The 11,559-nt window shown below is 66.4% G+C and carries 23 protein-coding genes; 1 reads left to right on the plus strand and 22 read right to left on the minus strand.

Features of this window, described 5'->3' with window-relative positions; genetic code table 11:
* Nucleotides 1-345: hypothetical protein (locus ACYDAT_RS14650; RefSeq protein WP_461451039.1), on the plus strand; the 345-nt coding region annotated here is incomplete at its 5' end.
* A gap of 313 nt (nucleotides 346-658) precedes the next feature.
* Here ACYDAT_RS14650 and ACYDAT_RS14655 read toward each other — a convergent pair.
* From ACYDAT_RS14655 to ACYDAT_RS14760, 22 genes are all read right to left on the minus strand, one after another.
* Entirely contained in the window at nucleotides 659-1,180 is a 522-nt protein-coding gene (locus tag ACYDAT_RS14655; RefSeq protein ID WP_461451041.1) for a hypothetical protein, read from the minus strand.
* Between the two features lie 73 nt (nucleotides 1,181-1,253).
* Nucleotides 1,254-1,502 (minus strand): hypothetical protein, encoded by a 249-nt coding sequence (locus tag ACYDAT_RS14660; RefSeq protein ID WP_461451043.1) that lies wholly within the window; start codon nucleotides 1,500-1,502, stop codon nucleotides 1,254-1,256.
* Between the two features lie 955 nt (nucleotides 1,503-2,457).
* Complete coding sequence (locus ACYDAT_RS14665; protein ID WP_461451045.1) at nucleotides 2,458-3,129, minus strand: Mom family adenine methylcarbamoylation protein; 672 nt, start codon at nucleotides 3,127-3,129, stop codon at nucleotides 2,458-2,460.
* The gene (locus tag ACYDAT_RS14670) at nucleotides 3,126-3,293 is read right to left on the minus strand and encodes a hypothetical protein (RefSeq protein ID WP_461451047.1); all 168 of its coding nucleotides are present in this window, start codon (nucleotides 3,291-3,293) and stop codon (nucleotides 3,126-3,128) included. Before ACYDAT_RS14670 ends, ACYDAT_RS14665 begins: the two co-directional genes overlap by 4 nt.
* A 35-nt stretch (nucleotides 3,294-3,328) precedes the next feature.
* Nucleotides 3,329-3,520, minus strand: coding sequence for a hypothetical protein (locus ACYDAT_RS14675; protein WP_461451049.1), 192 nt, complete (start codon nucleotides 3,518-3,520; stop codon nucleotides 3,329-3,331).
* Between the two features lie 19 nt (nucleotides 3,521-3,539).
* A complete protein-coding gene (locus tag ACYDAT_RS14680) occupies nucleotides 3,540-4,040 on the minus strand; it encodes a hypothetical protein (protein ID WP_461451051.1) in 501 nt (166 codons plus the stop codon).
* 13 nt (nucleotides 4,041-4,053) lie between these two features.
* On the minus strand, nucleotides 4,054-4,230 hold the full coding sequence (locus tag ACYDAT_RS14685; protein WP_461451053.1) for a hypothetical protein: 177 nt from the start codon (nucleotides 4,228-4,230) through the stop codon (nucleotides 4,054-4,056).
* Between the two features lie 135 nt (nucleotides 4,231-4,365).
* Nucleotides 4,366-4,632, minus strand: coding sequence for a hypothetical protein (locus ACYDAT_RS14690; RefSeq protein ID WP_461451054.1), 267 nt, complete (start codon nucleotides 4,630-4,632; stop codon nucleotides 4,366-4,368).
* Nucleotides 4,629-4,844 (minus strand): hypothetical protein, encoded by a 216-nt coding sequence (locus ACYDAT_RS14695; protein ID WP_461451056.1) that lies wholly within the window; start codon nucleotides 4,842-4,844, stop codon nucleotides 4,629-4,631. The genes ACYDAT_RS14690 and ACYDAT_RS14695 overlap by 4 nt, the downstream gene beginning before the upstream one ends.
* Entirely contained in the window at nucleotides 4,841-5,116 is a 276-nt protein-coding gene (locus ACYDAT_RS14700; RefSeq protein WP_461451058.1) for a hypothetical protein, read from the minus strand. Before ACYDAT_RS14700 ends, ACYDAT_RS14695 begins: the two co-directional genes overlap by 4 nt.
* A gap of 196 nt (nucleotides 5,117-5,312) precedes the next feature.
* Nucleotides 5,313-5,702, minus strand: a complete 390-nt coding sequence (locus ACYDAT_RS14705; protein ID WP_461451059.1) for a hypothetical protein — start codon at nucleotides 5,700-5,702, stop codon at nucleotides 5,313-5,315.
* 121 nt (nucleotides 5,703-5,823) lie between these two features.
* Nucleotides 5,824-6,528 carry a hypothetical protein gene (locus tag ACYDAT_RS14710; protein WP_461451061.1) on the minus strand — a complete coding sequence of 235 codons (705 nt, stop codon included), beginning with the start codon at nucleotides 6,526-6,528 and terminating at the stop codon, nucleotides 5,824-5,826.
* A gap of 199 nt (nucleotides 6,529-6,727) precedes the next feature.
* Nucleotides 6,728-6,967: a hypothetical protein gene (locus ACYDAT_RS14715; protein WP_461451063.1), complete on the minus strand. Its 240-nt coding sequence runs from the start codon at nucleotides 6,965-6,967 to the stop codon at nucleotides 6,728-6,730.
* Nucleotides 6,964-7,176 (minus strand): hypothetical protein, encoded by a 213-nt coding sequence (locus tag ACYDAT_RS14720; RefSeq protein ID WP_461451065.1) that lies wholly within the window; start codon nucleotides 7,174-7,176, stop codon nucleotides 6,964-6,966. Before ACYDAT_RS14720 ends, ACYDAT_RS14715 begins: the two co-directional genes overlap by 4 nt.
* Nucleotides 7,173-7,520 carry a hypothetical protein gene (locus tag ACYDAT_RS14725; protein WP_461451067.1) on the minus strand — a complete coding sequence of 116 codons (348 nt, stop codon included), beginning with the start codon at nucleotides 7,518-7,520 and terminating at the stop codon, nucleotides 7,173-7,175. Before ACYDAT_RS14725 ends, ACYDAT_RS14720 begins: the two co-directional genes overlap by 4 nt.
* A gap of 42 nt (nucleotides 7,521-7,562) precedes the next feature.
* The gene (locus ACYDAT_RS14730; RefSeq protein WP_461451069.1) at nucleotides 7,563-7,889 is read right to left on the minus strand and encodes a hypothetical protein; all 327 of its coding nucleotides are present in this window, start codon (nucleotides 7,887-7,889) and stop codon (nucleotides 7,563-7,565) included.
* 128 nt (nucleotides 7,890-8,017) lie between these two features.
* Nucleotides 8,018-8,284 (minus strand): hypothetical protein, encoded by a 267-nt coding sequence (locus ACYDAT_RS14735; protein WP_461451071.1) that lies wholly within the window; start codon nucleotides 8,282-8,284, stop codon nucleotides 8,018-8,020.
* A 148-nt stretch (nucleotides 8,285-8,432) separates the two neighbouring features.
* Nucleotides 8,433-8,774, minus strand: a complete 342-nt coding sequence (locus ACYDAT_RS14740; protein WP_461451073.1) for a hypothetical protein — start codon at nucleotides 8,772-8,774, stop codon at nucleotides 8,433-8,435.
* Between the two features lie 47 nt (nucleotides 8,775-8,821).
* Nucleotides 8,822-9,883, minus strand: a complete 1,062-nt coding sequence (locus ACYDAT_RS14745; protein ID WP_461451075.1) for a hypothetical protein — start codon at nucleotides 9,881-9,883, stop codon at nucleotides 8,822-8,824.
* Nucleotides 9,884-9,930: 47 nt separating this feature from the next.
* Nucleotides 9,931-10,188 (minus strand): hypothetical protein, encoded by a 258-nt coding sequence (locus ACYDAT_RS14750; RefSeq protein WP_461451077.1) that lies wholly within the window; start codon nucleotides 10,186-10,188, stop codon nucleotides 9,931-9,933.
* A complete protein-coding gene (locus ACYDAT_RS14755; RefSeq protein ID WP_461451079.1) occupies nucleotides 10,185-10,430 on the minus strand; it encodes a hypothetical protein in 246 nt (81 codons plus the stop codon). Before ACYDAT_RS14755 ends, ACYDAT_RS14750 begins: the two co-directional genes overlap by 4 nt.
* Nucleotides 10,427-10,822 carry a hypothetical protein gene (locus tag ACYDAT_RS14760; protein ID WP_461451081.1) on the minus strand — a complete coding sequence of 132 codons (396 nt, stop codon included), beginning with the start codon at nucleotides 10,820-10,822 and terminating at the stop codon, nucleotides 10,427-10,429. The genes ACYDAT_RS14755 and ACYDAT_RS14760 overlap by 4 nt, the downstream gene beginning before the upstream one ends.
* Between the last annotated feature and the right edge of the window lie 737 nt (nucleotides 10,823-11,559).

An 11,559-nucleotide genomic window follows, 5' to 3' on the forward strand; every position in this document is an offset into this window, starting at 1 on the left:
GCCCGCGCATCCTGCAAGGCAAAATGCCACAGGCGAGGCGTTTTGAATGTGGCAGGATGGTGGTCCGTCCAAGGTGCGATGGTGCAAGTGCGCGACAACTCTGAGAGCGACGACGCGGGTGATGCTGGAAGCGAGCGCGTCGTCGCACCCCGCCTCGACCAAGCCTCCCTCTCCCGCGCCCACGTCACGCTCTGCATGGTCGAGAGCGAGCTGCGCAAGGCGGGGCGCACCGAGGCCGCCGATGGCCTCGCGTATGAGGAGCGCCCCGCCCAGGGCTACTGGAAGGTCACCGTCGCCGGCCGCGAGGCGCTGCGGCTCGACGACCTGGCGCGAACAGCGTCATGATCGTCACCCCCACCGAAATCGCCGAGCTGTTCGCCGAGGCCCAGCGGCTTGCCCCCCAACACCCCGAGGGCCGCTGGCACGTCGTGCGCCTGAGCGGCGCCCCCCGTGTCATCTCGGCGCAGTGTCGGGCCGCCAGGGTGGCCGTGAGAACCCCCGGGCGTGCCCTGAAGCCCGCGGAGCCCCCGTACGCCGTCCAGCCGCTGCCGGCCGAGCGGGTGCAGACGTGCGCCTGCGGCGGCTACCTGGAGCTGCGCCAGGGCCTACGCAGGCCCGTGCACGTGGGGCCCAGGGGGTGCAGAGCGAGGCTGACGGTCTAGGGCTGGGCGGCTTGCTGGGCGGCGAGTTCCCGCGCAATCCTGGCCCTCGTCCGGGCCACCAGCACCCCCCTCGAGCAGCTGCCCCCAGTCAGCACGCTCAGGCGGTCGTCAGGCGGGCTCTGCGGGCACCGCGTGCTCGCGTCGCGGGCCATCGCCAGCCAGACTGAAGCTGCCCGGGCGGGATCGCAGGCGACCTCCCGCGGCACGTACTGCAGCTGCCAGGTGCCCCAGGAGCGACCCCCGTCGCCGACGACGCACTTCTGGTTGCTCGACTCGTAGGCCGCGTAGACGGTCATCAGGGCCGCCGTGTCGCGCTCGGGGGCGACGCCCGCAATGGCTGCCGCGATCTCCCTGGCGTCGCCGGCCTGGTCGTAGCGCCCGGCGCGCGAGGGGTGCGCCTTCTCGGGCACGCGCGACATCAGCTCGAGCACCTGGGCGGGAGTGACGCGTACGGGTTCGTCGGCGTTGAGCGGTGCGGTGAGCAGGCAGGCGAACAGGAAAGGGATGAGTTTTCGCATCGGCCGAGGGTGGCGACGATGTGGGCCGCTGTCAACCGAAGAGGTGACGCGGGGCGGGACAGGGGCACTTCATTCAGTGTGGCAGACCACACTCAATCCGCGGACCGTCCAACGGATCAGGAGTGCGCGTCATGCGCTCGTGCAGGCAGGCCGCGCAGAACGGGTTCTCATCGAACACGTAGGCGGTGACGTACATCGGCCTGCGGCAGTACCGGCACGGGTACTTCGCCTTGGAGTACGGACAGCCGAGCGCGTGCTCCTCTTGCGTCATGGTCACGGACACGAACAGCGCGCCGCAGTGCTTACAGGGGTAGATACCCATCCTCGATTCCCTCTCGGCCCCAAGAGTAGGGGGCACTGCTTTCGTTCTTCAGGGGCGCACTTGACTGCACTCGCCGCATACCTGCGTCGTACCGCCACCAGCTACGGCCACCTGCACCCAGCGGTGGGGGCCTGCGCACGAGACGTTACCGTACGACAAGGAGAACTCATCTCCACATGGGCACACCACGTAAGCGCGGTCGCGCACCTTGTCCACCTTGCGATCCACAAGGCGGTCGTAGAGGAATACGCGCGAGCACCCGCGACATTGCAGGGCCTGGAGTTGTCGCGTGTACTCCTCCTCGGTTGTCATGTAGTGGGCCATCGTTCTCTCCAGCTCCTTCTCGCCGCCCGCTTCAGGGGGCACTGCACTCGTTCTACGTGGATACCGGAGGCGCCTTCTGCTTCACCTCGTACCTCTTCCACCTACTGCCGTCATGTCGCCAGTCACCACCGCACCCGCCCTCCTGATACGGCTTGACGCACCACGCGCGAGGACCGACGACCATCACATCGCCGCTACACTCAGGACAGGTGTTCCTCGGGTCCACGCTGTCACCGTTGTCCACGAAGTCGGGCATCGCCATCGTCGTCCTCGCTCCTGGGGGCAGATCCAGTGATTGCTTGTCCGCGGTTCTCATTCGTGCGGCGGTCCACTCAACCACAAGTGTTCCACCGCGGTTGCTGGTAGCGCATGTTCCGCGATTACTTTCTCTGCGTCGGCCTGCGTGGCAAACCGACATGCGGCCGGATCGGAGAACCCAACCCATCGGTAGCACGAACCGTCTTTCGAGTAGCAGAGCAGAACGCCGTTCATCTCAATCAGCCACGCGGCTTGAGACCGTGCGCCATGAAAAGAACATGGCAGGATCGAGCCGCACATGAAGCCCGTCTCGGTCATCTGTCTGCATGTGGGGCGCATCGGGATAGAACCTCTGTGGGCAGATCTAGTGGATCTATTCCGCAGCAATCGCGCTCGGCTCGCGATGCACCCAAGTGTGCGCCGGATTGCCTGAACGCCAAGTTTTTCCTGGAATCAGCACGCGCTGCCAACCGTGTCGCGCCATCCACTGTAGCGCTTCGCCGCGCTCGCACGCCCAGTGCTCCCACCGCTGCATGACGGTCGACCCGGCCCGCATCACGTCCGCGCGTCCGCCGTGCTTCCCGTTCGAGTAGGATGACGCGCGACGCCCCTTGCTGTCCTCGAACACCGGGCGAGGTCCGCGGTGCGTCGGCTGCCATCCTGAGCACTTGTAGACGTGCCCGGTGTGGCCCTGGCCCTCGTCGCTAAACGTCACGAGCACCGGCCAGCGCCCGCGGTCGATGAGGGTGCGCATCTGCCGGCGCAGCGGGCGCGACACGTGGAAGGCGCGGTCGCCCCGGTCGACAGCTGCCATGCGCGAGAGCGCCAACACGCCGCCCGGCACCTCGGGGCAGACTGCACGAGCGCAACCGGGTGGCGGTGGCTGCCAGGCGTACCCCGCCACGGCCTCCCCATCCTCGTAGACGGCGAAGGCGTACGCGCTCGCGTTGCCGGCCGACTTGTACCCGTGGAAGCGCTCGCAGAGGTCGCGCACCACATCGAGGTGGCAGGGACGCAGGTCGTACTTGGGTTCCGGGTTGCTCATGACGACATGGCCCAGCCGATCGCGATCAGCATCGCGAGGAACAGCAACAGGTCCCATCCCTCCGCGTCGTCGATACCGCCAGCGCTCAGCCCCATCCGAAGTAGCAACAGAGTTGCCGCCACGGCGAGACCGGAAACGAGATGGGGATACATTGCTTCTTTCATGTGTCCGACGCCTCCCGGACCTCCGGGGGCATTCCTTAGTCATCTTTTTCGAGCACGAGCCAGTGGTCGCCATCGGCGTGCTCACCCACGTACCAAGTGACGACGAAGAAGCCGACGTCGAGGACGAAGCACCCGACGTCGCATCCCTGACGCCCCCAGCACCATTCATCGGGCCGGCACCATGACCCGCTGCGCCAGTACAGCTCCAGTCGTCCGATTCTCAGCATGAGCCCTCCGGGGGCATGTCTAGACAGTCTTCGGTCGTGCGCACTCGTCCAGATACTCGCGCACCATCTTCGCGACCGCGCCATCCGTCGTTATGCATGCGATCTCCTCCAACACCTCGCGCGTCTCGCGCACCTCGGCCGCCAGGTCGGCGATCCGCCGGACGCCCATCCGTTCGCACGGCGGCAACTCCAGATCGTAGATGTGTGCCGGGTGAAGACACACGGTGGCGACCTCTGCTGCGGACATGGGTGGCCCGTACGCGACGCGCGTTTTCATCGTCTCACGACCGCAGAGCGGGCACTTCGTTTCCGACATGGCGAACCTCCGGGGACAGATCCAGTCAGTCACTTCCCGTACTTCTTCGACAGTGTGTCCAGGTAGTTCCCGATGCTCGGCCTTCTCTTCCTCGATGGCCTCGGCGCATGCCTCGTCGATGACAACTCGCAGGTCCGTCAGGTCGCTCCGCATGTATCTCATGTGGGCGTCCAGGTACGCCTTCGCTCGGTCGTGATTCCTCATGTTGACCATTCGGTTACTCGCAAATCTTCGGTTGCCATCGTGGGTCCGAAAGTGCCTGGCTCTGAGCCAGCAGGCGCTTTGCCTTGGCCTGAGCGCGATTCTTCGCGTCGGCCTTGGCCTTGTCTAGATCCTCGAACGCCACCGTCTTGATGCCGGTGCTCAGCGCCCATCGTGTCACATATCGGATCATGGTCTTTCTTTCTCCCGACCGCCGGGGGCATTCTCAGCGGACGCCGTACCTACGATACCAGTCGGTGTAGATCGCCTGTGTCAGTGTCGGTCCACGTTTCATGTGAGCATCCTCGGGGCATACTCAAGCAACGTTTCACCGCAGCCCGCCAACGATGAGCCGCAGTGCCGGCCCCGCCTGCTTCCGACCCTCGGTGGTCAAACGATAGCGCCACTGCTCGACCGGCCGGCGGTCGTTGAGCACCTCGAGCCAGCCGTGGTGGACAGCCTCGGTCATCGCCTCGAGCGTCGGCAGGTGGTAGGCCTCGAGCTTGCCGCCGTCGCGGACGGTGCGGAGCACGCGCAGGATGCCGGCGCGGTTGGGGGCGTGGGCGGCGGAGCCTCGGTGGATGGTGAGGCTCACGGAAACATCCCCGTGGCCACGTCCTGCATGCGCCGGTTCGCGCGGTTGGCAGCGCGGCAGATCTCCTGCACCTCGCTCTGCCAGCTCGCGAGCGCGGTGTGATCGTCTGCTGCGCGCTCTTCGGGGTGCGCCTTGCGCCAGGCATCGTACGCCGCCACGTAACGCCGCTGCGCTTCGGCGTACAGCTTCGCGGCTTCTTCGAGTTCAGTCATGCTGCCCTCTTGACGCGCCTGCACGCCAGGTCCAGCTGCCGCGCCAGACACCACGCCTCCTCCTCGGAGAGCACGTAGTCCCTGCCCGCGATGGCGGGCACCGTGAGCACGACCTGCGAGCCGCGCGTGGCAAGCTGGATGGGGGCGCCGTCCTCGCTGCCGATGCTGACGGCTCCGGTGAAGCGGTCAGTGCTGGTGGCGGTGCGCTGGGGGGCGCCGTCGTCCACGGTCTCGGTGCCCTCGTCCTCGATGCGATCCTTCTCTGCGTTCATGTGGCCTCTTGAGGATGCGCGTCGTACGCCTCCATGCGAGACATCTCGCACAGGATGGCGTAGACGGAGCGCCGATCGCTGGGCCAACGCATGTCGAGCCCGAGCCGTTTCACAAATGCTTCGGCGGCGCGCTTGTCTGCGGCCGTCCACTCCCACTTCTGTTTCGTGCGACCCATCTTTCTACCTCTTTCCTTACTCACGGCTGCACCTGCGCAGCGGCGCACGCCTCGTACCACGCAAGGATCGCGCTTGCCGTGAGCCCCTGCCGGGCCAGGTCCCACGCGCGGCGTCCGGCAGCCTGAAGTGCGGCAGGGTGAAATTCGAGCGTCTCTTCGAGCGGTAGCACGCGCCCACAAATCAGTTCGTCCCGCTCGGACACCGTGGCGAGCGAGTTCTGATCGAACACGGTGACTCGGCGCCGCTTCTCCCACGGGGCCTGGTTGTGCCAGTGCGCAGCGTTCCTGCTTGCCTCGTCCCGCGTCCGGCCGACGCCGAAACGCGAGCCAGCAGCGTTGCTCGGGGCACCGAAGCCCACGTACGAAATCCACAGTGTCACACCTTGTCGTGCCATCGTTGTCGCGTTCATGGCTCCCACCTCTTTCCTTGTAGGCTCACCGCCGAAGTCCACGCGCCCTCTAGGGCTCTTGCCCGGAAAGGTAGAACGGGTGCTCTCCCGAGGGCGCGCAGGCTTCGGCGGTGGGGCCGGGTTACTTGCTCAATCGTAGCAGTGACTCGACTCCGCTCTCCACCGCCCGGATCGCCTCGCGCTTGACCTTGCTGCGCGCGGCATCCTGATAGGCCAACTTGATCGCGCTCTGCATGGCAGCACGTAGACCGTCGAAACGCTTGCACGCCTCTTCGTACTTGATCCGGTAGTGGTCGGCCGTCTCGGCTGCCGTCTTGTCGGACGACCAGGAAGCCATGCGGTAGTTGGCCGCAGAAAGCGCGGCGTTCGCCTCGGTGACTTCTCTGGCGTAGCGCGTTGCGGTCGCCGTCTCCCGCTCGGCGAGACCCTTCCAGCGGGCGATCTCGGCCTCGTGTCCCGCCTTCTCGGCGATGAGCGCCGCGTTGTCCACGCGGAGCTGATCGGGCGACACCTTGAGCGTCTCTTGCAGCTCCGCGACGACCCCGCCGAGCTTTTCGCACTCGGCCTCGCGATCGCGCAGCTCGTCTTCGAGCTGCGCGATCTCGTCCTGAAACCCCTCGCGCGCCGCCATGTAGCTCTCGTCGTCCACCATGCCGTCCCGCGCGTGGTACGCATCGGTGAGCACGTCGACCAGGCGATCGAGCTCGCCTTGCGCTTCCGGTGTCGCGCTGCCGAGCAGCCGCCGCAGTCGAGCGAACTCGCTGCGCGCGTCGAGCGTTGCGACCGTGTAGCTGACCTGGACTGCCTCTCCTGAACTCTTCGCCATTGTCTTCTACCTTTCAGATGTTGGACGGCCTACGCCGCCGGATATTCACGGCCGCCGTGGCGGCGGGCCAAGTCTCTCGCGTCCGCTCCCTGCGTGGTCTCGACCTCGACCACCCGGTGATGCTGGGTAGAGCTGTCCAGGCATTCCTCCGCGAAGTCGGAGGCGTGGGCGGGGGTGTGGAAGGAGAAGGTGAGGCGGATCACGGCTCGCCCCCAGGCGACCCGCCGAACGACGGATGGTCGTCGGGCACGTCGTCCACCGGATCGAGAATCGACCAGGCATCGTCCCATCTGTCGGCTGAGACTTCGAGGATCGGAGCGTGGAACGACTCGCCATTGCGACGATGCTCGATGCCCGCCGCCGTGAGCTGCGCCTCGAGCCACGCCAGCTTCGGATCTTCGGTGCGTTTCGTGAGGCGCTTCCATTCTGTCGCGCTCACGATTGCACCTCCACCGAATCGAACGCCTCGTGACTTCTGGCGAGCGCCGCACGCTCAGCCGGATCGGGGATCCAGTAGTGGACGCTGTAGACCTCGACCAGCTCCGGCGCGTACTTCGCGGCGCACGCTGGGCAGACCGACAGGTCGCGGTGGCAGCAGGCGATCTCGCCCTGGGTGCCGCGACGCAGGGATCGGGGGAGGCGCTTCATCGCGTCACCTCCCCGGTGGCGAAGTCGTAACCATCTCCGAGCAGTCTGCTGAACGTGCCGCACACCCGCTCGGGATCGTCAGCCAACTCGTGGGCAGGCCAGTCGTGGCACAGGTCACGAATGATGGATCGCGCCAGTGCCAGGTCTTCGCGCGACACCTCGATCGTGTCCCGCTCCTCGCGGAAACCGCCGTTGTCCTCGATCTCGACCCACGCGCGCTTGGCGATGGCAACGATCTCATCCGGATCGCTGAACGAATCGAGAGCGTTGCGCGGCGTCTCGCCCTCTTCCGACAGCAGGCACGCTGCGAAGCGCGCCAGGGTCTCTATCTCTGTCCTGGTCATCGTCGTCTACCTTTCAGCAAGTTGGACGGCTCGCGCCGCCGTTTATTCAATCGCGCTCGCGGTGCTCAGCAGCTCGCGGCATCCGGCGCAGTAGCCGCCCTCGGACGCGGGGTGCTTCGCCTGGCATCGGTAGCACTCGACCTTGCGCGGCTTGTAGTACGCGATCTGGCCGCCGCTGGTGATCGTCTTGAGCTCGCGCGGCGTGAGCTTGCGGCAGCGGTGTGATTGCTTGCGCTGGATGCCGCACGGGGTGCAGTAGGCGTACCCCTTTTCGTCGATGTGCGTCACCTTGGACGGGCAGTCCTGGGGCGCGCTCGCGTCTCCGCACCATCCGTCGCACTTGAGGCGACCGTATTTGTCGTGGCTCATGTTCTTTCCCTTTCGTGACTCGTCTCAACCGGCCCGCAACCCGCCCGCAGCCTCGCGAGAGAGCCGCAGCAAGTCCGCAGGCCGGTGGAGACGGCCGACCCGGGGGAGGGGTCGGCAGCCGCGTTCATTCAGCGTCCGGTCAGCTTGACGTCGATCGTCACCTCCTGGCCGATGCGGATCTCTCTCGCATCGGTCGCGGGGATCTCGAAACTGAAGCTCATGTCGTCGTCGCCCGTGTCCAACTCGCAGCGCACCGCATCGCCAGCCGGGTTGACCTCGGGGCGGGGCTGACCGAACACGCGGCGCCGCTCGCGGTCGCGCCGCTCGGCAGGGATCGCCTGCATGCGGGAGATGATGCCGGTGTGATGGGAGATGACCTTGCCTTCGTTGCTCATTGGAATGCCTTTCGTTTGTGCGACTCGTCGCGCGGGATAGGTGAGTGCCTGGTCCTTTTACGCTTGGGGCTTTCGCCCACCTGGACATGGTACGCCTGACTCAGCTACCCCGCGCGGCGGCCGACCCGGGCGGGGGTCGGCGCGTCGGTCATCGTATCCGAATGTCCACCGTCATCCCGTTCGCGAGCTGCAAGGCGCGGTAGAGTGCGTCCGGCCCAGGCGGCGCCGGCTTGCGAGGGGGCGTCATGCGGCGCCGCACCTCGGCTCGCGCTGTTGCATCGGTTGCACCCACGAGGGCGCGAGCGCGCCTCCAGTGTGCCAGCATGGGCTTGATCTCGGCGTGGTCTAGGAGCTCGATCATGTCGAGCACGACCCACATTGAAGCCCGGTGAAACTCGTAGCGATTGGGCAGCTTGCCGATCTTCGTGCCCATGCGCGACGTCAACCACCCGTCGCTCCACAGCTCGACGGTGATGCCGTCCAGGGTCATGCGCCGTGCCATCCGGTGGGGCTCGGCCTCTCCGCAAGAGCAGGGCTTCACGGCGCAGCCTTCGGGAACGGCGCCAGCGGCACGCACGTCGAGGGCGTCAGCACGTACCGCGCGCCCTTGCTGAGCTGGGCGACGTAGTACCCTCGCGCGTCGGGCGAGATGCTCAGCCCCTGATGATGCACCGGCCGCGACTCTCCGAACAGGGCCGCCAGCGTCCGCGCGTCGGCGTTCGTCAGGTAGCCGTCGAGCCGGTCTTTCGGCATGGCGTGGACCGTGATCCACCCGTACGCCGTCCCTCGACCGTGCGTCACGGACCACGATCGGTACGTAGCCTTCCTGAGAAGGGTGCGCAGCTCGGCGCACGCTTCGGCCACGTTCAGGTGGCGCGACGCGCTGGCCGTGTCGTTTGCTGGCGGGGGCACCGGATCGGGCTCGGGCTCCGGGCGAGACGCGGGGGGCGGCCCCTGCGGCAAGTCGCCCGCGCCGGGGCGGTAACCCTCGACGATGCGAGTAGCGAGGGCCAGCCAATACGACGCCTCGCGCAGCCACTGCGCCCGCGTGCTTTCGTCGTAGCCGAGGCACTGGCCCTGCCGCTCCAATCGCTCCGCTTCCGCCTTGCAAGCGTTGACGTAGGGCATGGCCTCGTCCAGCGTCGGCACGCGGTAGAGCGCGCCGCACCCGCCGCAACGGCAGACCAGCATGCGGAAACTGCCAAGGCACCGCTGCGAATGGATCCCCACGTCGCCCATGTAGCCGTTGCGCCCGACCTTGAGCACGTCGCAGCCTGGCCCCATCGGGCAGGGGACGGACAGCAGCATGGTGCCGGCCGCCGCGTGGCCCTGGAATTGGATCGAGTAGTGCTCGATCTCGACCGGGGGCGTCATGCCGTGAAGCCACTGCGTGCGTTCGTAGTTCTCGAATGCGCCCGGCTCAACGTGATCCTCGTCGGGGAACGGGAAGCGAAACCGGATGTGTTCGCGCTGCGCCACCGGGTCCACGTTGCCGGGCAGTGGCGCGACCTTGTGCGCCTGGTCCGCGCGCAGGTAGTACATCTGCTCGCACGTCCCGATCTTGATCTGCTGTCCTCCGTACATCGCATACTCGCCCAAGGTCTTCTACCTTTCTCAATCGTTGGACGGCCGGGGGCCGGATTTATTCAATCGTAGTGGCAGAGGAGCGGCGTACAAGCCGGGCCATCGTGCCCGCAGCCGTTCCGGCTCATGTCGACCACGCGCGCCACGTGCGCGATCGGGAAGCGGTGTTCCTGGTGAAACCATGGCCCCGTGGGCGAGAATCGCACGTCGCACGAGACCTTGACGTTGACGCGCCCGACGCTGAGGACCGTGTAACCGCCGTCGCCGTACATGACGCGACCGGCCGGATCCTTGAACACCGCGAGGTCGCCGGGCTTCAAGACGACCTCGGCGCATGCTGCACGGCGCGATGCTGCGAAGCCGCATCCGAGACGCGGGCCAGCGAAACGATCCGCCAGCCCTCGTCCCCGTCGCCGTAGAACTTCTCTTCCGCGTGGTCTAGGTTGTACGCCCAGCAATGCCAGACCATCTCAGGGCAGCACGGATCGTGCGCGTCGCGGTACTTGATCGCGTAGCGGTACAGGGTGCCGTGCGCGCCGGGTTTCGTGATGGGCGCGGTCATCGGATTGGCTCCACCAAGATCCGCCGCTCCGGGCGGACCGTGAATCGCGAGAGCGCCTCGCAAGCCTCGTCGTGCGTGAACGGTCCCGGGCAGAGCACACCGCCCGTTTGCTTGTCGTCGCTCACCCACACGACGCGCCAGTTTTTCTCAGGCTCCGGCGTGTGTTGGTAGAAGGGAACGTAACAGGGCGTCCGTTTGCCCGCGAGCGGGCACGTCTTCGGATCGCAGTGGTCGTGCCCGTAGCACATGCACTCGCGCGCTTTGTGCTTCGCCGTGGCGTAGTGCCGGCGCGAGTCGCTCTCTTGCGAGCCTGAGTGCCCGCAACCCCAGGTGTAGAGGCGCCCGCACACGTCGCAAAGCTTGGCCCCGAGGCCGTTCGGTTTGGTGCTCATGGGTTGTACACCTTGCGGATCTCTTCCCGCGTCGGTGCCGGCCCGTGGCCAGGCTTGCAGTTTTCCCGCCCTTCGCTATGTCACCGCGTCCGCTATCGGACTCACAATGTTAGACGGTCGGTCCGTCTCGTTATTCACTCGCTCCGATCTTTCTTCGGAGCGCCCTGGTGCGCCTAGTTGGCGCCCCGTGGGCTCCTCAGTGCGCGCCCCGTGGCGTCCAGCTGAGGGGAAGGGCGCCCCGTGGCGCCTCTCCGTGAACCGTGGGCGAACCCGCCCCGAGCTCTCCTTGGCTCGCACTACGTTGGACGGACCAGTGGCCGATCCATTCACTCTTTTTTCGTGCCAATTACCAGGCAAGCTAGCTCAGCCGTACACCCGTCTAGCTCATCCGTAGGCTAGCGGGCTCATGCGCTACAGGGCCTGTTTCGGGCCTTGGGAGGGGTCCGTGGACGGGGCGATCGGAGGGGACGGGCGAAGATCGGGGCGGTTTACGGGGTGCGGGGGACTGTTCAGGAGCCCAATGCGGAAGCCGTGGCACATAGCGGACTCTACTATTGTCAAACCCTCGTAATAATTGGGAAAAACGGCTAAGATCGAGCTCCAGGCATGCGAATTCGTTGCGAAAAACTGCAATATCGTGCACGTTTGGCCCGAGATGGGCGCGGATCTCGTCGTCGCGGACACCGCGGACCAGGCGATCGAGCACGACAACCCCGCTCGGAGGCTCATGGCGGCCT

It is taken from the genome of Metallibacterium sp. (assembly GCF_054637675.1).

Bases quoted from the DNA above. Each gene is read 5' to 3' on its own strand.
- ACYDAT_RS14655 (WP_461451041.1), bottom strand. From the start codon at position 1,180: ATGCGAAAACTCATCCCTTTCCTGTTCGCCTGCCTGCTCACCGCACCG.
- ACYDAT_RS14660 (WP_461451043.1), bottom strand. From the start codon at position 1,502: ATGGGTATCTACCCCTGTAAGCACTGCGGCGCGCTGTTCGTGTCCGTG.
- ACYDAT_RS14665 (WP_461451045.1), bottom strand. From the start codon at position 3,129: ATGAGCAACCCGGAACCCAAGTACGACCTGCGTCCCTGCCACCTCGAT.
- ACYDAT_RS14670 (WP_461451047.1), bottom strand. From the start codon at position 3,293: ATGAAAGAAGCAATGTATCCCCATCTCGTTTCCGGTCTCGCCGTGGCG.
- ACYDAT_RS14675 (WP_461451049.1), bottom strand. From the start codon at position 3,520: ATGCTGAGAATCGGACGACTGGAGCTGTACTGGCGCAGCGGGTCATGG.
- ACYDAT_RS14680 (WP_461451051.1), bottom strand. From the start codon at position 4,040: ATGAGGAATCACGACCGAGCGAAGGCGTACCTGGACGCCCACATGAGA.
- ACYDAT_RS14685 (WP_461451053.1), bottom strand. From the start codon at position 4,230: ATGATCCGATATGTGACACGATGGGCGCTGAGCACCGGCATCAAGACG.
- ACYDAT_RS14695 (WP_461451056.1), bottom strand. From the start codon at position 4,844: ATGACTGAACTCGAAGAAGCCGCGAAGCTGTACGCCGAAGCGCAGCGG.
- ACYDAT_RS14700 (WP_461451058.1), bottom strand. From the start codon at position 5,116: ATGAACGCAGAGAAGGATCGCATCGAGGACGAGGGCACCGAGACCGTG.
- ACYDAT_RS14705 (WP_461451059.1), bottom strand. From the start codon at position 5,702: ATGAACGCGACAACGATGGCACGACAAGGTGTGACACTGTGGATTTCG.
- ACYDAT_RS14710 (WP_461451061.1), bottom strand. From the start codon at position 6,528: ATGGCGAAGAGTTCAGGAGAGGCAGTCCAGGTCAGCTACACGGTCGCA.
- ACYDAT_RS14720 (WP_461451065.1), bottom strand. From the start codon at position 7,176: ATGAAGCGCCTCCCCCGATCCCTGCGTCGCGGCACCCAGGGCGAGATC.
- ACYDAT_RS14725 (WP_461451067.1), bottom strand. From the start codon at position 7,520: ATGACCAGGACAGAGATAGAGACCCTGGCGCGCTTCGCAGCGTGCCTG.
- ACYDAT_RS14730 (WP_461451069.1), bottom strand. From the start codon at position 7,889: ATGAGCCACGACAAATACGGTCGCCTCAAGTGCGACGGATGGTGCGGA.
- ACYDAT_RS14735 (WP_461451071.1), bottom strand. From the start codon at position 8,284: ATGAGCAACGAAGGCAAGGTCATCTCCCATCACACCGGCATCATCTCC.
- ACYDAT_RS14740 (WP_461451073.1), bottom strand. From the start codon at position 8,774: ATGACCCTGGACGGCATCACCGTCGAGCTGTGGAGCGACGGGTGGTTG.
- ACYDAT_RS14755 (WP_461451079.1), bottom strand. From the start codon at position 10,430: ATGACCGCGCCCATCACGAAACCCGGCGCGCACGGCACCCTGTACCGC.
- ACYDAT_RS14760 (WP_461451081.1), bottom strand. From the start codon at position 10,822: ATGAGCACCAAACCGAACGGCCTCGGGGCCAAGCTTTGCGACGTGTGC.